Origin of the sequence: Enterobacter cloacae complex sp. IR5441, from assembly GCF_049238215.1 — a bacterium.
In the GTDB taxonomy this organism is placed as follows: domain Bacteria; phylum Pseudomonadota; class Gammaproteobacteria; order Enterobacterales; family Enterobacteriaceae; genus Enterobacter; species Enterobacter hormaechei_C.
Genome location: NZ_JBMKIA010000030.1, coordinates 20818 through 40549, shown reverse-complemented (window position 1 = coordinate 40549; position 19732 = coordinate 20818). Strand labels below are relative to the sequence as shown.

At 53.6% G+C, this 19732-nt stretch carries 19 protein-coding genes, 2 tRNA genes and 1 rRNA gene; 15 read left to right on the top strand and 7 right to left on the bottom strand.

The genetic code is table 11. From position 1 onward, the window contains the following. The 3 genes from rrf to dkgB form a co-directional block, all read left to right on the top strand. Positions 1 to 95: ribosomal RNA gene (gene rrf, locus ACOTX5_RS21745) — 5S ribosomal RNA — on the top strand; the annotation flags it as partial. 55 nt (positions 96 to 150) lie between these two features. Beyond that, positions 151 to 227 (top strand) — tRNA-Asp (locus tag ACOTX5_RS21740). Positions 228 to 387: 160 nt separating this feature from the next. Then, a complete protein-coding gene (gene dkgB / locus ACOTX5_RS21735; protein ID WP_045911136.1) occupies positions 388 to 1191 on the top strand; it encodes a 2,5-didehydrogluconate reductase DkgB in 804 nt (267 codons plus the stop codon). A gap of 30 nt (positions 1192 to 1221) precedes the next feature. Here dkgB and yafC read toward each other — a convergent pair whose 3' ends face one another. After that, positions 1222 to 2127: a DNA-binding transcriptional regulator YafC gene (yafC, locus tag ACOTX5_RS21730; RefSeq protein ID WP_015571393.1), complete on the bottom strand. Its 906-nt coding sequence runs from the start codon at positions 2125 to 2127 to the stop codon at positions 1222 to 1224. 103 nt (positions 2128 to 2230) lie between these two features. Between yafC and ACOTX5_RS21725 the strand changes: the two genes are divergently transcribed. From ACOTX5_RS21725 to ACOTX5_RS21715, 3 genes are all read left to right on the top strand, one after another. Further along, entirely contained in the window at positions 2231 to 3406 is a 1176-nt protein-coding gene (locus ACOTX5_RS21725) for an MFS transporter (RefSeq protein ID WP_045911135.1), read from the top strand. Positions 3407 to 3543: 137 nt separating this feature from the next. After that, the gene (locus ACOTX5_RS21720) at positions 3544 to 4344 is read left to right on the top strand and encodes an endonuclease/exonuclease/phosphatase family protein (RefSeq protein ID WP_026080641.1); all 801 of its coding nucleotides are present in this window, start codon (positions 3544 to 3546) and stop codon (positions 4342 to 4344) included. A 77-nt stretch (positions 4345 to 4421) separates the two neighbouring features. Next, positions 4422 to 5195, top strand: coding sequence for a class I SAM-dependent methyltransferase (locus ACOTX5_RS21715; protein WP_045911134.1), 774 nt, complete (start codon positions 4422 to 4424; stop codon positions 5193 to 5195). A gap of 52 nt (positions 5196 to 5247) precedes the next feature. Here ACOTX5_RS21715 and mltD read toward each other — a convergent pair whose 3' ends face one another. Together mltD and gloB are read right to left on the bottom strand one after the other, a co-directional pair. Further along, positions 5248 to 6612 (bottom strand): murein transglycosylase D, encoded by a 1365-nt coding sequence (mltD, locus tag ACOTX5_RS21710; RefSeq protein ID WP_032671409.1) that lies wholly within the window; start codon positions 6610 to 6612, stop codon positions 5248 to 5250. 68 nt (positions 6613 to 6680) lie between these two features. Next, complete coding sequence (gene gloB / locus ACOTX5_RS21705) at positions 6681 to 7439, bottom strand: hydroxyacylglutathione hydrolase (protein ID WP_032102816.1); 759 nt, start codon at positions 7437 to 7439, stop codon at positions 6681 to 6683. 32 nt (positions 7440 to 7471) lie between these two features. Between gloB and ACOTX5_RS21700 the strand changes: the two genes are divergently transcribed. Then, positions 7472 to 8188 (top strand): class I SAM-dependent methyltransferase, encoded by a 717-nt coding sequence (locus tag ACOTX5_RS21700; protein WP_017383714.1) that lies wholly within the window; start codon positions 7472 to 7474, stop codon positions 8186 to 8188. Here ACOTX5_RS21700 and rnhA read toward each other — a convergent pair whose 3' ends face one another. Beyond that, the gene (gene rnhA, locus ACOTX5_RS21695) at positions 8189 to 8767 is read right to left on the bottom strand and encodes a ribonuclease HI (RefSeq protein WP_160840538.1); all 579 of its coding nucleotides are present in this window, start codon (positions 8765 to 8767) and stop codon (positions 8189 to 8191) included. It abuts the gene before it with no gap. On the opposite strand from rnhA, the gene dnaQ reads away from it, so the two are divergent. Both dnaQ and ACOTX5_RS21685 read left to right on the top strand, forming a co-directional pair. Beyond that, the gene (dnaQ, locus tag ACOTX5_RS21690; protein WP_003863237.1) at positions 8721 to 9452 is read left to right on the top strand and encodes a DNA polymerase III subunit epsilon; all 732 of its coding nucleotides are present in this window, start codon (positions 8721 to 8723) and stop codon (positions 9450 to 9452) included. The genes rnhA and dnaQ overlap by 47 nt on opposite strands. Before the next feature lie 132 nt (positions 9453 to 9584). Then, positions 9585 to 9661 (top strand) — tRNA-Asp (locus ACOTX5_RS21685). 100 nt (positions 9662 to 9761) lie between these two features. Here ACOTX5_RS21685 and ACOTX5_RS21680 read toward each other — a convergent pair. Next, positions 9762 to 10532 carry an amidohydrolase gene (locus tag ACOTX5_RS21680; protein ID WP_045911133.1) on the bottom strand — a complete coding sequence of 257 codons (771 nt, stop codon included), beginning with the start codon at positions 10530 to 10532 and terminating at the stop codon, positions 9762 to 9764. A gap of 107 nt (positions 10533 to 10639) precedes the next feature. Further along, complete coding sequence (gene fadE / locus ACOTX5_RS21675) at positions 10640 to 13084, bottom strand: acyl-CoA dehydrogenase FadE (protein ID WP_015571378.1); 2445 nt, start codon at positions 13082 to 13084, stop codon at positions 10640 to 10642. 239 nt (positions 13085 to 13323) lie between these two features. Here fadE and lpcA point away from each other — a divergent pair, with 239 nt between their 5' ends. Next, entirely contained in the window at positions 13324 to 13902 is a 579-nt protein-coding gene (lpcA, locus tag ACOTX5_RS21670) for a D-sedoheptulose 7-phosphate isomerase (RefSeq protein ID WP_003863232.1), read from the top strand. Positions 13903 to 13950: 48 nt separating this feature from the next. Beyond that, the gene (locus tag ACOTX5_RS21665; RefSeq protein WP_017383120.1) at positions 13951 to 14718 is read left to right on the top strand and encodes a class II glutamine amidotransferase; all 768 of its coding nucleotides are present in this window, start codon (positions 13951 to 13953) and stop codon (positions 14716 to 14718) included. On the opposite strand, the gene dpaA is transcribed toward ACOTX5_RS21665, so the two are convergent. Then, the gene (gene dpaA, locus ACOTX5_RS21660; RefSeq protein WP_006810008.1) at positions 14689 to 15429 is read right to left on the bottom strand and encodes a peptidoglycan meso-diaminopimelic acid protein amidase; all 741 of its coding nucleotides are present in this window, start codon (positions 15427 to 15429) and stop codon (positions 14689 to 14691) included. The genes ACOTX5_RS21665 and dpaA overlap by 30 nt on opposite strands. 300 nt (positions 15430 to 15729) lie before the next feature. Between dpaA and ACOTX5_RS21655 the strand changes: the two genes are divergently transcribed. From ACOTX5_RS21655 to ACOTX5_RS21640, 4 genes are read left to right on the top strand one after another with little or no spacing between them, the layout of a single operon-like run. Next, positions 15730 to 17073: a Na(+)-translocating NADH-quinone reductase subunit A gene (locus ACOTX5_RS21655; protein WP_023295963.1), complete on the top strand. Its 1344-nt coding sequence runs from the start codon at positions 15730 to 15732 to the stop codon at positions 17071 to 17073. 2 nt (positions 17074 to 17075) lie between these two features. Further along, positions 17076 to 18311 carry an NADH:ubiquinone reductase (Na(+)-transporting) subunit B gene (locus ACOTX5_RS21650; RefSeq protein ID WP_015571375.1) on the top strand — a complete coding sequence of 412 codons (1236 nt, stop codon included), beginning with the start codon at positions 17076 to 17078 and terminating at the stop codon, positions 18309 to 18311. After that, positions 18304 to 19098, top strand: a complete 795-nt coding sequence (locus tag ACOTX5_RS21645; protein WP_045911132.1) for a Na(+)-translocating NADH-quinone reductase subunit C — start codon at positions 18304 to 18306, stop codon at positions 19096 to 19098. The genes ACOTX5_RS21650 and ACOTX5_RS21645 overlap by 8 nt, the downstream gene beginning before the upstream one ends. After that, positions 19091 to 19729 carry an NADH:ubiquinone reductase (Na(+)-transporting) subunit D gene (locus ACOTX5_RS21640; protein WP_003863219.1) on the top strand — a complete coding sequence of 213 codons (639 nt, stop codon included), beginning with the start codon at positions 19091 to 19093 and terminating at the stop codon, positions 19727 to 19729. Before ACOTX5_RS21645 ends, ACOTX5_RS21640 begins: the two co-directional genes overlap by 8 nt. The last annotated feature ends 3 nt before the right edge of the window (positions 19730 to 19732 follow it).

Below are 19732 nucleotides of genomic sequence, written 5' to 3'. Positions count from 1 at the left end.
GTCCCACCTGACCCCATGCCGAACTCAGAAGTGAAACGCCGTAGCGCCGATGGTAGTGTGGGGTCTCCCCATGTGAGAGTAGGGAACTGCCAGGCATCAAATTAAGTAGTAAGCCGGTGTATTAATCCGGTGGTTACAGAAGTATTCGGTGGAGCGGTAGTTCAGTCGGTTAGAATACCTGCCTGTCACGCAGGGGGTCGCGGGTTCGAGTCCCGTCCGTTCCGCCACTTATTAAAAGCCCTGAGCTAACGCTCAGGGCTTTTTTCTTATCTGTCGTTTGATTGTTGCGAAATTAGCAAAAATCCTCTGCGTTTTACGATCTTTTTCGTCATAACAACTACAGCGATAATTCTCCTCAGTTTATGAACATAACGATTGAGGAATCATATGACTATCCCTGCACTGGGTCTGGGCACTTTCCGCCTGAAAGACGACGTTGTTATCGCATCTGTTAAAACCGCACTTGAGTTGGGCTATCGTGCTATTGATACGGCGCAGATTTATGATAACGAAGCTGCCGTAGGCCAGGCCATCGAAGAGAGTGGCGTACCGCGCGACGAACTTTTCATCACCACTAAAATCTGGATTGAGAATCTCAGCCAAGACAAGCTGATCCCAAGCCTGAAGGAAAGTCTGAAAAAGCTGCGTACTGACTATGTTGATCTGACGCTGATCCACTGGCCATCACCTGACGATGCCGTCTCTGTGGAGGAGTTCATGCAGGCGCTGCTGGAAGCGAAAGAGCAGGGCTTAACGCGTAAAATTGGCATCTCTAACTTCACCATCCCGTTGATGGAAAGGGCCATTGCCGCAGTGGGTAAAGAAAATATTGCCACCAACCAGATTGAACTCTCTCCTTACCTGCAAAACCACAAAGTCGTGGACTGGGCGAAACAGCATGGTATTCACATCACCTCGTACATGACGCTGGCATATGGTAAGGCGCTGAAAGATGAAGTGATTGCACGCATCGCTGAAAAACACAATGCGACAGCCGCGCAGGTGATCCTGGCATGGGCGATGGGTGAGGGCTATACCGTGATCCCGTCTTCAACCAAACGTGAAAACCTGGCAAGTAACCTGTTAGCGCGGGATCTCCAGCTTGATGATGAAGATAAAAACGCGATCGCTGCACTGGAATGTAACGATCGTCTGGTCAGCCCGGAAGGGTTAGCACCAGACTGGGATTAATAAAAGCCCTTCCTCTGTACCCTTAAACCCTCACACAGCTCCTCCGGGAGCTGTTTTTATATGTTCGCTAAGGAAGTCGATAAAAGCGCGTATGCGCGTACTTACCGCTCTGTCACTGTAATACACTGCGCTAAAAGGCATCTCTACAGGTAAGCGTTTGTCAGCCATCAGTTCTACAAGCTGACCCGCAGCTATTTCCTTATCAATCATATAGTCTGATAAACAGGCGATCCCATTTCCTTCAAGACAAAGCTGTTTCAGCGTTTCTCCGCTATTAGACGAAAGTCCGCAAGTGATCTCATGAAGTTGTCCGTCATGACAGGCCACGGGCCAGGTGTTCAGCGAGACAGGTTCCGTAAAGCCCAGGCACAGGTGCTGCTTCAGCTCCTCAACGGTCTCCGGTTTGCCATGCTCTGCAATATATTGCGGTGACGCGATAATTTTGCGGTAGCTGGTGAACAGTGGGCGAGCGCGTAAACTTGAATCCGTCAGGGTTCCCGCGCGGATCGCCACATCAACTTTACGCTCAATCAGGTTAATAAACGTCTCTGAAGAGACCAGGGACAGAGTCATCTCCGGATAACGTTCCCGGAATGGCTTGATTAATGGCATCAGAAAATGAAGCACAACCGGCGTCGCCGCATCAATGCGTAGCAATCCACGCGGAGTGCTACGCGACTCCATTATTTCCGTCTCAGCTGCCGCCATCTCCTGCAAAACGGATTGTACGCGGCGAAAATAACGTTCACCTTCTTCCGTCAGGCTGAGCTGCCGCGTTGTTCTGTTGAGCAGACTTACCCCGAGCTTCATCTCCAGCTTTTTCACCGAGCGGCTGATGGCGGAGTTCGCCTGCCCGAGTTGTTCGGCCGCACGGCTGAAGCTGCCGCTTTCAACAACGGCAACAAAGATAGTCAGTTCTTCCGATGTGGCTTTCATTATTGCATCATCCGCAAAATTCTATTGAGATTATAACCATTTTTGTTATTTAAACACTGGCGCATACTGCCTGTCATCTTAATCCTGAAGAGACGGAGTATTTATGCCACTGGCGCTTCTTGCCCTGACGATCAGTGCCTTCGCAATTGGCACGACCGAATTTGTAATTGTAGGACTTGTTCCCACCATTGCTGAACAACTCGCCATTTCGCTGCCTTCTGCCGGGCTGCTGGTATCTATTTACGCGTTAGGCGTCGCTGTTGGGGCGCCTGTGCTGACCGCACTGACTGGACGCTTTCCACGTAAACAACTGTTAGTTGCCCTGATGGTGCTCTTCACCGCCGGCAATATTCTGGCGTGGCAGGCTCCGGACTACACTACCCTGGTCATTGCCCGTTTGCTGACTGGCCTCGCGCACGGTGTCTTCTTCTCCATCGGTTCCACGATTGCAACCAGCCTGGTGCCAAAAGAGAAAGCGGCGTCAGCCATTGCGATTATGTTTGGCGGCTTAACCGTCGCGCTGGTCACCGGCGTGCCGTTAGGAACGTTTATTGGGCAACATTTTGGCTGGCGAGAAACCTTCCTTGCTGTATCGCTGTTGGGCGTAATTGCTCTGGTAGCCAGCCTGCTGCTGGTGCCCTCCAGTATTCCGGTGCGCGCGAGCGCCAGCCTGAGCGATCAGGTTAAGGTTCTGACACACCCGCGCCTGCTGCTGATCTATGCCGTTACGGCTCTGGGTTATGGAGGTGTGTTCACTGCGTTCACTTTCCTTGCACCGATGATGCAGGAACTGGCTGGTTTTTCTCCGGGCGCAGTGAGCTGGATTTTACTGGGCTACGGTATCTCCGTCGCAATCGGCAATATCTGGGGCGGCAAGCTTGCAGATAAGCATGGTGCGGTACCGGCGCTAAAATTTATCTTCGCCGCGCTGGTTGTCCTGCTGATGATTTTCCAGTTCACCGCGTCGATACAATACGCAGCGCTGGTAACTGTGTTGGTTATGGGAATATTCGCGTTTGGTAACGTACCGGGATTGCAGGTCTATGTTGTACAGAAAGCCGAACGCTATACGCCCAATGCGGTGGATGTCGCATCCGGCCTGAATATCGCCGCATTCAATATCGGTATCGCACTCGGATCGGTTATCGGCGGGCAGACGGTTGAACACGTTGGATTAACCCAAACGCCATGGATTGGTGCGGTAATTGTGCTTGTCGCTTTCCTGCTTATTGGTCTGAGTGGACGACTTGATAAACCCGCTCGTATCGCGCTTGGATAAGTATCAGTAAGTGCTTGCTTACAAAACTGGAAAGCGGTTTCTCTGTAATTGCGTTGAAAGTGTGACCTAAAATCCCTATAACATTAGAACCAGTCCGTTTTCCGGGCTGGTTCATGTTACAGAGGTCGTTTCCAAAAGTGCGAAAAAATACCTATGCCATGCGTTATGTTGCCGGAATGCCCGCGGAGAGGATCTTGCCTCCGGGGTCGTTTGCGAGCCTGGGTCAGGCATTACCAGCGGGCACGCCATTAAGCAGTGACGAAAAAATTCGCGTACTGGTGTGGAACATCTTTAAACAACAGCGTGCGGAGTGGTTATCCGTACTTAAAAATTTTGGTAAAGATGCGCATCTGGTTCTGTTACAGGAGGCGCAAACCACGCCTGAGCTGGTCAGGTTTGCAACGACAAACTATCTTGCAGCCGATCAGGTGCCTGCCTTTGTTCTGCCACAGCATCCTTCTGGGGTGATGACCCTTTCAGCCGCACATCCGGTCTATTGCTGCCCGCTGCGTGAACGTGAGCCAATCCTGCGTCTGGCAAAATCGGCGCTGGTCACGGTCTATCCGTTGCCCGACACCCGCCTGCTGATGGTGGTAAACATTCATGCGGTGAACTTCAGCCTGGGTGTTGATGTGTACAGTAAGCAGTTACTACCCATTGGCGATCAGATTGCTCATCACAGTGGGCCGATCATTATGGCCGGGGACTTCAATGCCTGGAGCCGTCCGCGTATGAACGCGTTGTACCGCTTCGCGCGTGAAATGTCGCTGCGTGAAGTTCGTTTTAACGATGACCAGCGCAAGAAAGCGTTTGGTCGTCCTCTCGATTTTGTATTCTATCGGGGTTTAAGCGTGCACGACGCCTCCGTTCTGGTGACGCGCGCCTCCGATCATAATCCTCTACTAGTTGAATTCAGTCCCGGCAAACCTGATAAATAATGGTGCGTCAGGTCTGCCGTGGGGCAGGCCTGTGCGGGTGCTGCCCTTTATTTTTTAACCCATAAAAGGACAGCAACATGACAACAACACACTCCCATCATGACAACGTCGAAAAACAGTTTGGTTCTCAGGCAAGTGCCTACCTGAGCAGCGCCGTGCACGCCTCTGGCCGCGATCTGGTACGTCTCGGCGAACGGCTCGCCGCGTTTCCTGACGCGCACGTGCTGGACTTAGGCTGCGGGGCGGGGCACGCCAGTTTTACCGCCGCACAGCAGGTTGCTCAGGTGATGGCATATGACTTATCGAGCCAGATGCTGGATGTGGTTGCTGAAGCGGCGAAAGCGAAAGGGCTGAATAACGTCACGACGCGCCAGGGCTACGCTGAATCTTTACCCTTTGAGGATGCGTCGTTTGAGGTTGTGATTAGCCGTTACTCTGCACACCACTGGCATGATGTGGGGCAGGCATTACGGGAAGTGAAACGCGTGCTCAAACCGGGCGGAATCTTCATCATCATGGACGTGATGTCTCCCGGACATCCGGTACGAAATATCTGGCTCCAGACGGTTGAAGCGCTGCGTGATACCTCGCACGTGCAAAACTACTCCAGTGGAGAGTGGCTTACGTTTATCACCGAAGCCGGCTTGATTTCACGCTCATTGATAACCGACCGTTTGCCGCTGGAGTTCACACCATGGATTGCTCGGATGCGCACACCCGAGGCATTGACTCAGGCGATCCGATTGTATCAGGAGAGCGCCTCTGCTGACGTGAAGGCGTACTTTGAACTGCATGACGATGGTTCGTTTACCAGCGACACCATTATGGCTGAAGCGCAAAAAGCGGGATAAATAAAAAAGGCACCGAGGGGAATCGGTGCCTTTTTAACAAGCGATCGTACTATCAGGAATCTGGCGTAGCGCTGTTTTTCACAAACAACGTCAGCTGGTCGCCAGGTTGCAGGTTGTCAGTATCGTTGTTCCAGCGCATCACATCTTTGATGTTTACGCCGTGACGCTTAGCAATACTGGACAGCGAGTCGCCTTTACGTACGCGATAGGTAATGCTATCGCTGTTTTTAGCGAGACGCTGTGCACTGCTACCTGCACCTACGGTCAGCGTTTGACCCACTTTCAGACCAGATCCGCGCAGATTATTCCACTGCTGGAGATCTTTCGCATTCACGCCAAGACGTGATGCAATACCTGAAAGCGTATCACCTGAACGCACCTTATAGCTGCGGCTGCTTACAGGCGACGTATCAGCGATCAGCGTGGACTGAACGGCTGCAATTTCACCCGAAGCTAAAGACTCTCGTAACTGTTCCGCATGTTTCTGCGGAACCATCACATAGCCAGGGCCACTAGCGCCCAGCGTGGAGCCTTTAACACCTGCATTAAAGGTTTTAAGCTTACTTACCGACATACCCGTCATATCGGCAACCTGTTGAATATCAACCGGGCTGCTGAGGCGGACACGCGCCAGTGCACGACTTTCGTCTGGTGTTGGCAGTTGTACACCGTAACGTTTGCTGTTCTTGAGAATATCGCCCAGTGCCAGCATTTTCGGTACGTAAATCTTTGTTTCCTGTGGCAGTGAGAGCGACCAGAAGTCTGTGGATTTTCCACGCGCTTTATTCGCTTTCATTGCCTTCAGTACACGACCTTCACCACTGTTATACGCTGCGACGGTCAATAACCAGTCGCCGTCAAACATCTTGTTCAGACGTTGCATCATGTCGAGAGCGGCTGTCGTTGAAGCGACAACATCACGACGCGCATCGTAGTTGCGGGTCTGCTTTAAACCATAATTTCGCCCTGTGCTCGGAATGATCTGCCAGATGCCTGCTGCATTGGCGCCAGACGTCGCGTGCGGGTCAAAAGCGCTCTCCACTATGGGTAGTAGTACCAGTTCCATAGGCATGTTACGTTTCTTAACTTGCCCGGCTATCCAGTACATATACGGCTCTGCCCGTAATGTTACATCGTGGAGATAGCTCTTATTTCTCAAATACTTCTGTTTCTGTTCGCGAATCCGGCTGTTTTCCGGAATTCCCATCTTTAGCTCGTCGCCAATAGAGGCCCACAAGTCTTGTTCCTGCGCGAAGGATGTCCCATCGTCCAACCATCGCGCCTGACTCGTAAACTTCCCTGCTTCCCCTTGACCAGCCGCAGAAAGGCTCTGTGCGTGCTGTTGTACGTTGCTGCCGTTTTGTGACTGGCAACCTACAAGCAGGACAGAGGCGAGTAATATCGCTTTTGCCTTCATGTGTGTGTCAATAGTTGCTTAAAAGACGAGCGATGATAACGGCGAAATTTTGAAAAGGCAACCCGCAATTATCTGAAGTTATCTTTCTTTGACCTTAACCATGCAAATCGCGCTTCAGGTTGTAACAAATTTGTTTCTTGATTAATTTTATTAATTAAATCAACATCATCAGTTCTTAAAAATAAATTTATTTGTCGCTCATTTTTCAGAATTACGGGGAGTGTTTTTTGGTTTTTTGCACGTAACTCCTTCACTTTCTGGTAATAATCCTGAATCGCCCGATCCTCAGGCAGCACGCTTGCAGCAAACTTCATATTCCCTAATGTATACTCATGTGCGCAACAAATTACGGTGTCGGCTGGCAGCGCATTAATTTTTTGTAAAGATTGATACATCTGTTCTGGCGTGCCTTCAAACAGCCTTCCACAGCCGCCAGAAAACAGCGTGTCGCCACAAAACAGATAAGGTTTGCTGTAGAAACAGAGATGACCGGAAGTGTGACCTGGCGTAGCAAATACGGAAAACTCCCACCCGAGGATGAGGATACTTTCGCCTTCTTCAACAACTTGCGTCGTACCCTTATCCTGTGTCTCTGCTGGTCCGTAGACGGGTAGATGGGGATAGCGTGCAAGGAGATCGGGAACACCGCCGACATGATCGTGATGGTGATGGGTAAGGAGGATCGCCTCCGGCTGCCAGCCGTTTTCTTTAATCGCGTGCAGGATCGGTGCGGATTCGCCTGGATCAACAATGATGCATCTGCGATCGTCGTCGACTAAAACCCAGATGTAATTGTCCTGAAAGGCGGAAATACTGATAAGATTCATGCATTACCTCTTATAGCGTGGCGGGTGTTTTGATGAAACCGGCAAGGATACCTCAGACTGTCGCACCACCGGAACGTTGGGCAGAGTTGCCCTGGGGTGAATATTATCGCGAGGCCTTAGAACTTCAGCTTAAACCCTGGCTCGCGAAAATGTATGGTTTTCACCTGCTTAAGATTGGCAATCTGAGCGCAGAAATCAATACCGAAAGCTGCGCTATCTCGCATCAGGTCAGCGTATCGCTTAATGGCTCCCCGGTTCAGGTGAAAGCGGATCCGCTGCATTTGCCGTTTGCGGAAAAATCCATTGATGCCTGTCTGCTCGCCCACACGCTGCCCTGGTGCAGCGATCCCCATCGTCTGCTGCGGGAAGCCGACCGCGTTTTGATTGATGACGGCTGGCTGATCCTGAGCGGTTTTAATCCGCTGAGTCTGATGGGGCTACGTAAACTGACGCCCGTTCTGCGTCGCACGCCGCCTTATAACAGCAGGATGTTTACCATGATGCGCCAGCTGGACTGGCTTTCACTGTTAAATTTCGAAGTGCTAAGCTACGGGGGTTTTCAGGTCATCCCCTGGACGCGTAAAGGCGGGGTCTTATTAAGCACCCATTTACCCGCGCTGGGCTGCATGCAATTTATTGTCGCGCGTAAGAGGACGATCCCCCTTACGCTCAACCCGATGAAGCAAAGCAAATCAAAAACGCGGATCCGCCAGACCGTGGGGGCCACGCGGCAGTACAAAAAACCGTGATCAGGATTCAGGTTGATAACCTGCATCCTCATGGGTCGGGTTGGATGCCGCCGCGCGAGCCAGCTCGTCACAGCGTTCGTTTTCAGGATGACCGGCGTGCCCCTTTACCCACTCCCATTTGATTTCGTGCTGACCGAGGGCGGCATCAAGACGCTTCCAGAGATCGACATTCTTGACGGGTTTTTTCTCTGCCGTTTTCCAGCCCCGCTTTTTCCAGTTGTGGATCCATTGGGTAATGCCCTGGCGGACATACTGGCTGTCGGTACTCAACACCACGTCACAATGTTCTTTTAACGCTTCCAGCGCCACGATGGCCGCCATCAACTCCATGCGGTTGTTGGTGGTCAGGAAATAGCCTTCACTAAATGTTTTTTCATGCTGGCGATAGCGCATAATGGCGCCATAGCCGCCGGGCCCTGGGTTACCGAGACAAGATCCATCGGTGAAAATTTCTACCTGTTTACGCATCTCTGGTAGACTTCCTGTATTTGAAACGTTCAGTAAAACGATAAGTCTGACATAAATGACCGCTATGAGCACTGCAATTACTCGCCAGATTGTTCTTGATACCGAAACCACCGGTATGAACCAGATTGGCGCCCACTACGAAGGGCACAAAATCATTGAGATTGGTGCCGTTGAAGTGGTGAACCGTCGCCTTACGGGCAACAACTTCCACGTTTACCTTAAACCCGATCGGCTGGTGGACCCGGAAGCGTTCGGCGTTCACGGAATTGCCGATGAGTTTTTGCTGGATAAGCCCACCTTTGCCGACGTCGCAGATGAATTTCTCGACTACATCAGAGGTGCGGAACTTGTCATTCATAACGCGTCGTTCGATATCGGCTTTATGGACTATGAGTTCAGCAAGCTCAACCGTGATATTCCGAAGACGAATACGTTCTGTAAAGTCACGGATAGCCTGGCGCTGGCAAGGAAGATGTTCCCCGGCAAGCGTAACAGCCTTGATGCCCTGTGCTCTCGCTATGAGATAGACAACACCAAGCGAACGCTGCACGGCGCGTTGCTCGATGCCCAGATCCTGGCCGATGTCTACCTGACCATGACCGGCGGGCAAACGTCGATGAAATTCAGTATGGAAAATGAATCCCAGCAGACGAGGGATGAAGGGGGAATTCAGCGTATTGTGCGTCAGGCGAATCGCCTGCGGGTTGTTTTAGCCAGTGATGAAGAACTGATGAACCATGAATCTCGTCTCGATTTAGTGCAGAAGAAGGGCGGAAGCTGTCTGTGGCGCACGTGAAAATGTGCTGAAACGTTTGTTAAATCACCGTTTGGGTGAATTTTGCAGCAAACGATTCAAAACCTGAGAAAAAGCGTTGACGAGTTCAGAGGCAAACCGTAATATTCGCCTCGTTCCCCAAACGGGAACAGTGGAGCGGTAGTTCAGTCGGTTAGAATACCTGCCTGTCACGCAGGGGGTCGCGGGTTCGAGTCCCGTCCGTTCCGCCACTATTCAGGCCCACGTTATTTATAACGTGGGCCTTTTTCATTTCTGCTTTTCCCTGATGTTACGCAAGGCGATAAGCCAGGGTAACATCGCGGGTTGCGTTTATCCGATCGTAAACGGATCTGCATCCTGCCAGGCCGGAAACTTCTCCCGATACTCCTTTAACGCCGTTAACGAGATCTCAGCGTCAATTCGTGTTGCCTGATGCGGCTCGGCGGTGGCAATAATCTCACCCTGCGGACTGATCACCCGGCTGTCACCGCGATAGTGATGCCCGTTGCCGTCCGTTCCCACGCGGTTACAGCCAACGACATAAGCCTGATTTTCAATCGCGCGCGCGGTCAGTAAAGCCTGCCAGTGCAGGGAGCGTGGGGCGGGCCAGTTGGCGACGTACAACGCCAGGTCATAATCGTTGCGGTTGCGCGACCACACCGGGAAGCGCAGGTCATAGCAGACCAGCGGCAGAATACGCCAGCCGCGCCATTCAAATACCACGCGTTCGCTTCCGGCTTCATAATGTTGATGTTCGTCCGCCATGCGGAACAGGTGGCGCTTATCGTAGAAATGGACTTTTCCTTCCGGCTCGACCAGCAGGAAGCGGTTGACCGGTCCGCGCCCGGTCTGGAGTGCGACGCTACCGGCAATCAGCGCATTTGTTTCCTGCGCCCTGGCGTGCATCCAGGCCACCACCTCGTCCTGCGGCATGGACTGTTTTGCTGCCTCCATCGCGAAACCTGTGGTAAACATCTCCGGCAGGACAATCACATCGCGTCCGGTAATCTCTTCCAGCTGGCGATCAAAATGGCGAAGGTTGGCGGGGCCGTCCATCCACACTAAAGGTTGCTGCAAAACAGAAATCTTTAAACCAGGCACGATACAGGCTCCTTAATAAACACTTTTTGACACTGTAGCACGTCATTACCAGAAAATGTGGCAATAAAAAACCCCGCGCGGGGCGGGGTTTGTGGGAGCAAAAGGCCTTATGCCGCTTCAGGTTTGCGGTGTTTCTCTGGCAGCTTTACCGGCTGTGTCGCCAGCTCTTCAGGTTCGAAATCATCCACATTAATACTGCGCAGACGGCTCTCTTCGGCTTTCACCAGAATCGCAGCTTCGCTGTTGTCGATGATGCCACCTGCCAGCGCCTGTTTTGCCAGCTCATCCAGTCGTGTAAACGGCAGGTTTTTGCCCAGCTGTTTGCAGATCTTCTGGTGAATCGGGTCGGCGGCCATCACGTCAAGCAGCGCCTCTTCCAGCAAACCTACCGGGTTATGGGGGGTAGGTGCCAGATATTGACCCCGACCAATACGAGAGCGGGTTGCGCTTGGTACCTGGAGGATTTTTGCCACTTTGTGATCCAGTTTGTCGGACGGCGCCAGGTGATGACGACCGGTCGGGAAGATCACCGCGCGCAGGGCACCCGCCACGAAGCGGTTCGGGAAGTTCGCCAGCAGATCGTCAATCGCCTGTTCGGCCTGATACATCGCATCCTGAACGCCCCAGTGCACCAGCGGCAGATCCGCTTCCTGACGGCCTTCATCGTCGTAGCGTTTCAGCACCGCAGAGGCCAGGAAGATCTGGCTCAGCACATCACCCAGACGGGCGGAGATGCGTTCGCGACGCTTCAGGCTACCGCCCAGCACCGCCATGGAAACGTCAGACAGCAGAGCCAGGTTGGCGCTCAGACGGTTCAGATGCTGGTAGTAACGTTTGGTCGCATCGCCGGTTGGCGTCGCGCTGGTCAGCCCGCGCGTCAGGCCCAGCCAGAAGCTGCGCACCTTGTTACTGCCGACGTGACCGATATGTTTGAACAGCAGCTTGTCGAAGGCATCCACATCATTATTCTGCGCGGCAGCCATCTCTTCCAGCACGTACGGATGGCAACGAATCGCACCCTGGCCGAAGATCATCATGCTGCGGGTCAGGATGTTTGCCCCTTCCACGGTGATGGCAATCGGCGCACCCTGATAGCCGCGCGCCAGGAAGTTGCCTTCGCCGAGCATGATACCTTTACCGCCTGCAATATCCATTGCATCAATAATTGACTGCTGTGCGCGGTGGGTACAGTGATACTTCACAATCGCTGACAGCACGGCGGGTTTTTCACCCAGCATAATGCCGTAGGTAATCAGCGAGGCTGCGGCGTCCATCACGTAGGCATTGCCCGCAATACGCGCCAGCGGCTCTTCGATACCTTCCATCTTGCCGATGGAGATTTTGAACTGACGGCGGATATGCGCGTAAGCCCCAATCCCCATCGCCACCGATTTCAGACCGCCGGTTGAGTTCGACGGCAGGGTAATGCCGCGGCCCACAGACAGACATTCCACCAGCATACGCCAGCCCTGCCCGGCCATTTTCGGGCCACCGATGATGTAGTCAATCGGAACAAAGATATCCTGACCGCGGGTAGGACCGTTCTGGAACGGTACGTTCAGCGGGAAGTGACGGCGACCAATTTCAACGCCCGGAGTCGAGGTTGGGATCAGCGCACAGGTAATACCCAGCTCTTCTTCACCGCCCAGCAGTTTTTCCGGGTCAGAGAGTTTGAACGCCAGGCCCAGCACCGTGGCGATAGGTGCGAGGGTGATATAACGTTTGTTCCAGGTCAGGCGCATGCCCAGCACCTGCTGGCCCTGCCATTCGCCCATGCAAACCACGCCGGTATCAGGAATTGCGCCGGCATCGGAGCCTGCCTCCGGGCTGGTCAGCGCGAAGCACGGAATTTCCTGACCACGCGCCAGACGCGGCAGGTAGTGATCTTTCTGCTCTTCTGTACCGTAATGCTGTAACAGCTCGCCCGGGCCTAAGGAGTTTGGCACGCCAACGGTGATCGCCAGGATCCCGGAGACACCCGCCAGTTTTTGCAGTACGCGAGCCTGAGCGTAAGCGGAGAATTCCAGACCGCCGTACTCTTTCTTAATGATCATCGCGAAGAAGCGATGCTCTTTCAGGTATGCCCACAGCTCAGGCGGCAGGTCGGCCATTTCGTGAGTGATGGCAAAGTCGTTTGCCATGCGGCACGCTTCTTCTACCGGACCATCAATAAAGGCTTGTTCTTCGGCGGTCAGACGCGGCTGCGGATAGTTGTGAAGCTTTTTCCAGTCCGGGTTGCCCTGGAACAGATCGCCTTCCCACCAGGTCGTACCGGCGTCAATCGCTTCTTTCTCTGTACGCGACATCGGCGGCATCACTTTACGGAATCCCCTGAACACCGGCGCAGAGATCATCGACTTACGCATCGGCGTCAGGTTGAACGGCAGCAAAATGATGGCCAGGGGAACAAGGACCCAGATATTCCACAGACCAGCGACGCCAAGTGCAGCCGTCCAGGCCAGAAGAATCAGGCTACTCAGGAATAAACTGACACGGTGATAGAACAACACACCGAGCAGCACAACGGTTGCGAAAATGCTCAAAATCATCATAAAGAAAAGCTCCCTTGCTTGTAGGAGGTCTGACCACTTGTGATGATATGGTTGTAGTTGATGTCATTTCCTTTAGCAATGTGTTTACAAAATAATTACAACCTGGTTCACATTGTTCGCGTTTTAGCCGGCACAAATAATCAAAACGCCGGACGATTCGCATGGCTTTAGCTTCTCGCTTTTACTGCTATCCGGTACACTCCACTGTGTTATTTCATCAATACTGAAGGATTATCCTCATGTACCAGGATCTTATTCGTAACGAACTGAACGAAGCGGCGGAAACGCTGGCGAATTTTCTGAAAGATGATGCCAATATTCACGCTATTCAGCGCGCGGCGGTCCTGCTTGCCGACAGCTTCAAAGCCGGCGGTAAAGTGCTCTCCTGCGGTAACGGCGGTTCCCACTGTGACGCCATGCACTTCGCCGAAGAGCTGACCGGACGCTATCGCGAAAACCGTCCGGGCTACCCGGCGATTGCGATTTCCGACGTGAGCCACATCTCCTGTGTAGGCAACGACTTCGGTTACGACCATATCTTTTCCCGCTACGTTGAAGCCGTAGGCCGTGAAGGCGACGTGCTGCTGGGTATCTCCACGTCCGGTAACTCTGCTAACGTGATCAAAGCGATCGCCGCCGCGCGTGAGAAGGGCATGAAAGTGATCACCCTTACCGGGAAAGATGGCGGTAAGATGGACGGTACAGCGGACATTGAAATCCGTGTACCACACTTCGGTTATGCGGATCGCGTTCAGGAAATTCACATCAAAGTGATCCACATCCTGATCCAACTGATCGAAAAAGAGATGGTTAAGTAAGACTTCGCTGGGGGGCGCCGGTGCCCCCCGCTGTTGTGGAGGTGATCTATGTGCGAACTGCTCGGGATGAGCGCCAATGTGCCAACCGATATCTGCTTTAGTTTTACCGGGCTGGTTCAGCGCGGTGGAGGAACCGGGCCGCATAAAGACGGCTGGGGTATTACCTTCTACGAAGGCAAAGGATGTCGCACGTTTAAAGATCCACAACCCAGCTTTAACTCACCCATTGCCAGACTGGTGCAGGACTATCCTATTAAATCCTGTTCGGTGATCGCCCATATCCGCCAGGCAAATCGCGGCGAAGTGGCGCTGGAAAATACCCATCCGTTTACCCGTGAACTGTGGGGCCGTAACTGGACCTATGCGCACAACGGGCAGCTTTCGGGCTATAAGTCGCTGGAAACCGGCAATTTCCGTCCTGTCGGTGAAACGGACAGCGAAAAAGCATTTTGCTGGCTGCTGCACAAGCTGACCGAGCGCTACCCCCGTACGCCCGGCAACATGACCGCCGTTTTTAAGTACATAGCGTCACTGGCGTCTGAGTTACGCGAGAAGGGCGTCTTTAATATGCTGCTGTCTGACGGGCGCTACGTGATGGCGTTCTGCTCGACGAATCTGTTCTGGATCACCCGACGTGCGCCGTTTGGCGTCGCCACGCTGCTCGATCAGGATGTGGAAATTGATTTTCAGAAGGAGACCACACCGAACGATGTGGTCACAGTCATTGCAACGCAGCCGCTGACCGGCAACGAAACCTGGCAAAAGATCATGCCAGGCGAGTGGGCGCTATTTTGTCTCGGGGACCGCGTAATTTGACGCCAGCTGCGGCTGAACCACTTCATGGCTGAGCGGTTTACTCACCACGTAACGGCCATTGACGATGGACACCACCGGCGGCTTATGGGTCTGCTCGAAGTAGTCATAGCCCGGTTTTAGCTGTTTCCAGAAATCTGTGTAAACAGAGTACTTATGGCGCGCCATGTTCGCATCCGTCATACGGAACGGATAGATGCTGACCTGAACATTCGGCTGGCCGAAGACCAGTGCGCCCGTGACAAACTGGAAGATTTCATCAATGCCGGAATCCGTCATCGCATAACAACCGACTGACACGCAGGCACCGTGAATCATCAGGTATTTCCCTTCGTAACCGTGCGCACGGTCGAAGGCATTGGGGAAACCGATGTTAATCGCTTTATAGAAGCGGCTGTCCGGTTTTAGCTGGTTACGCTGAACGTTGTAAAACCCTTCCGGACTTTTGAAGTCACCCTGGCGCTGTTTCGGCCCCAGCCCGCCAGAATAGTTACAGATTTTGTAGCTATCGAGCAGCTGATACGTCTCGCCCATTTTGACAAACAGATCGAGTGTGCGCTCTTCCTTGAAGATTTGAATATAAACCGGGGATCCCATCAACTGCTGTTTATACTCTTTGCTGACCGGCGTCGTTGAACTATTACTGCCAAGCAGCCCGGCAAACGACATGCACGGTATCAGAAGCATCGCAATGAACAATGCGATTTTACGCATACTACTGGTTCCTTGATAAAACAATGACCAACTTGCCAGAACGGCAAAAGACACCCGAAATCAGACTAATCTGGACAGGAGCGCTCACATTAGCACCGATGGAGATTTTCGCAAGAGCCAACCTTTGCGTTTACAAATTAGTTTTACTTTATAACCCATTCACATTGTCCTGACTCCAGGAACTTTGCGCAATAGCTCGCATTTCGGCGCGCCAGTCGGCGGATTTGCTGCCCCTGGCAGGGCCGAAAATGATACACTCCGGCCTCTCTGGATTGTTGTTCATGGATACCTGCTAACCACATGTTTAGAATCAGAAAAGGACTCGATCTGCCAATCTCTGGCGTGCCTGAACAGCACGTTACCACCGGCGCCAGTATTCATCATGTCGCTATTGTAGGTGATGATTACGTGGGCATGCGTCCCGCGATGCTGGTACAGGAAGGCGATCGCGTAATAAAAGGCCAGGCGCTCTTCGAGGATAAAAAAAATCCTGGCGTTATGTTTACAGCCCCAGCCAGCGGCACCGTTGTCGCCATCCATCGTGGTGAGCGTCGCGTCCTGCAATCGGTTGTTATTCAAATTGAAGGCGATGAGAAACGCGAATTTGCGCGTTTTGACGCCGCCGATCTTGCCACCCTCAGCCACGACGCGGTGCAGACGCAACTGCTGGAGTCGGGACTGTGGACGGCGCTTCGCACGCGCCCCTATAGCAAAACGCCCGTGCCTGGCACTGTGCCGGCCGCTATCTTCGTCACGGCCATCGACACCAACCCGCTCAGCGCAGATCCGCAGCCTCTTATCCTGGCTGAACGCAAAGCTTTCGATGCCGGCCTCACCGTGTTAACGCGCCTGACGCCGGGCAAAGTGCATGTCTGCCAGGCCAGCGGCGGTAAGCTGGGCGGGCATCCGCAAGGGCAGGTGGCCTTTAATGAATTTGCCGGCCCGCATCCGGCCGGGCTGGTGGGAACGCATATTCATTTCCTGGAGCCGGTAAGCCTGACGAAACAGGTCTGGCATCTTAATTATCAGGACGTGATCGCTATCGGTAAGCTGTTCACCACGGGTGAGCTGTGCGCAGAACGCATTATTGCCATCGGCGGCCCTCAGGCAACCCAACCGCGTCTGGTTCGCACGCTGCTTGGGGCGGACCTGACGGCGCTGTTGGCTGGCGAAACGAAAGAGGGTGAAAACCGTATTATTTCCGGTTCGGTGCTGAGCGGCAGGCACGCGACAGGCCCGATGGCCTGGCTGGGTCGTTTCCATCTTCAGGTGAGCGTGGTGCTTGAAGGACGCGAGAAAGAGCTGTTCGGCTGGGTACTGCCTGGTGCAGAAAAATACTCGGTAACGCGCACCACGCTCGGCCACTTCCTGCGTCGTAAGCTGTTTAACTTCTCCACCAGCACCAACGGCGGTGAGCGCGCCATGGTTCCGATTGGCAACTACGAACGCGTGATGCCGCTGGATATTCTGCCCACCGTGCTGCTGCGCGATCTCCTGGCCGGCGATACCGACGGTGCCCAGGCGCTGGGCTGTCTGGAGCTGGACGAAGAAGATCTGGCGCTGTGTACCTATGTGTGTCCAGGTAAATACGAATATGGACCCGTATTGCGCGAGGTGTTAACCCGCATTGAGCAGGAAGGATAACCATGGGCTTAAAACACCTCTTTGAAAAAATTGAGCCGCACTTTACCGAAGGGAAGCTCAAAAAGTATTACCCACTGTATGAAGCGACCACGACCATTTTCTACACGCCGGGTCTGGTGACGAAAGGCGCGGCCCACGTTCGCGACGCCATCGACCTCAAGCGAATGATGATTCTGGTCTGGTTTGCGGTCTTCCCGGCCATGTTCTGGGGGATGTATAACGTTGGGTTGCAAACTATTCCGGCGCTGCACCATATGTATGATGCAGAGCAACTGGCGCAGGTGATTCAATCTGACTGGCACTATCGTCTGGCGCAGTCGCTGGGGGTGAGCTTTGCGGCAGATGCTGGCTGGGTCAGCATGATGACGCTGGGCGCTGTCTTCTTCCTCCCCATCTATATGACTGTCTTTATCGTGGGCGGTTTCTGGGAGGTGCTGTTCGCCATTATTCGCAAACATGAGATCAACGAGGGCTTCTTTGTCACCTCTATTCTGTTTGCGCTGATTGTCCCGCCAACGCTGCCGCTCTGGCAGGCGGCGATGGGGATCAGCTTTGGCGTGGTGATTGCCAAGGAGATCTTCGGTGGGACCGGACGCAACTTCCTCAACCCGGCGCTGGCAGGGCGCGCGTTCCTGTTCTTTGCTTATCCGGCGCAAATCTCGGGAGACCTGGTGTGGACGGCAGCAGACGGATTCTCCGGCGCGACGCCACTTTCACAGTGGGCGGCAGGCGGCGGCGAAACGCTGGTCAACAATGCAACCGGACAGCCTGTCACCTGGTTTGATGCGTTTATCGGCAATATTCCAGGCTCCATCGGTGAAGTGTCTACCCTGATGATTTTAATCGGCGGGGCCATCATCCTCTTTGGCCGCGTGGCGTCCTGGCGCATTGTCGCTGGCGTCATGCTCGGGATGGTACTCACCGCCACGCTTTTCAACTTCATTGGTTCAGACACAAACCCGATGTTCTCCATGCCGTGGTACTGGCACCTCGTGCTGGGAGGCTTTGCGTTTGGCATGATGTTCATGGCCACCGATCCGGTCTCGGCTTCGTTTACCGACAGAGGTAAATGGTGTTACGGCGCGCTCATTGGGGTGATGTGTGTACTGATTCGCGTGGTCAACCCGGCTTATCCGGAAGGGATGATGTTGGCCATTCTGTTTGCCAATCTGTTTGCGCCGCTGTTCGACTACCTGGTCGTGCGCGCCAACATTAAGCGGAGGAAGGCGCGTGGCTGAGATCAAAAATAACGACAGCATCAGCAAAACGCTGCTGGTGGTGCTGGTACTGTGTCTGGTCTGTTCCATTGTCGTGGCCGGTTCTGCCGTAGGGTTAAAGCCGCTACAGCAGGAGCAACGAGCGCTGGATAAACAGCGTAACATCCTGGCCGTGGCCGGGCTGATACAGGAAGGCATGACGAAGGATGACGTCGCAGCGGTGTTTGCCGAACGTATTACCGCACGGCTGGTGGATTTAAAAACCGGGGAGTTAATGGATAAAGACCCGGCGAAATACAACCAGGCGCTGGCGCTAAAAGATCCGCAGATGAGCACCACGCTTGACGCCTCGCAGGATCCGGCAGGCATTAAGCGCCGCAGCAATGTCGCGGAGATTTACCTCGTCCGTGACGAGCAAAAGCGCATCCAGGAAATCGTGTTGCCCATCTATGGCAACGGTTTATGGTCAATGATGTACGCCTTTGTGGCGTTGGATACCGATGGTCGTACGGTCAAAGGCATTACTTATTACGATCAGGGCGAAACACCAGGGCTGGGAGGCGAAGTTGAGAACCCTAACTGGCGGGCACAGTTTGTTGGTAAAAAAGTGCTCGACGACAACGGCCAGCCTGCGCTGAAGGTGGTGAAAGGGGGCGCGCGTCCCGGCGATGAATTTGCCGTTGATGGCCTTTCCGGCGCCACGCTCACCTCTAACGGTGTGCAGCACAGCTTTGATTTCTGGATGGGTGAACTGGGCTTTGGTCCCTTCCTGAAGAATGTACGTGAAGGAGCGCTGAATAATGGCTGATACGGGTGAACTGAAAGAAGTTAAAAAGGTGCTGATTGGCCCGCTGTTAGCCAATAACCCGATAACGCTACAGGTGCTGGGGGTGTGCTCGGCGCTGGCGGTGACCACCAAGCTGGAAACGGCGGTGGTCATGACGCTGGCGGTAACGCTGGTGACAGCGTTTTCCAGCATGTTTATCTCAATGATCCGCCACCACATACCCAACAGCGTGAGGATCATCGTGCAGATGGCGATTATCGCCTCGCTGGTGATCGTGGTCGATCAGCTCCTGCGCGCCTTCGCCTATGAAACCTCGAAGCAGCTTTCGGTGTTTGTCGGCCTGATAATCACCAACTGCATCGTGATGGGGCGTGCTGAAGCCTATGCGATGAAAATGCCACCGCTGGCGAGCTTTATGGACGGTATTGGCAACGGCCTGGGTTACGGCGTGATCCTGTTGACGGTTGGTTTCCTGCGCGAACTTATTGGCAGCGGCAAGCTGTTTGGCATTCCGGTGCTGGATACGGTACAGAACGGCGGCTGGTATCTGCCGAACGGCCTGTTCCTGCTGGCCCCAAGCGCATTTTTCATTATCGGTTTGCTGATCTGGCTGATTCGTACGTTGAAGCCTGAACAGCAGGAAAAGGAGTAACCG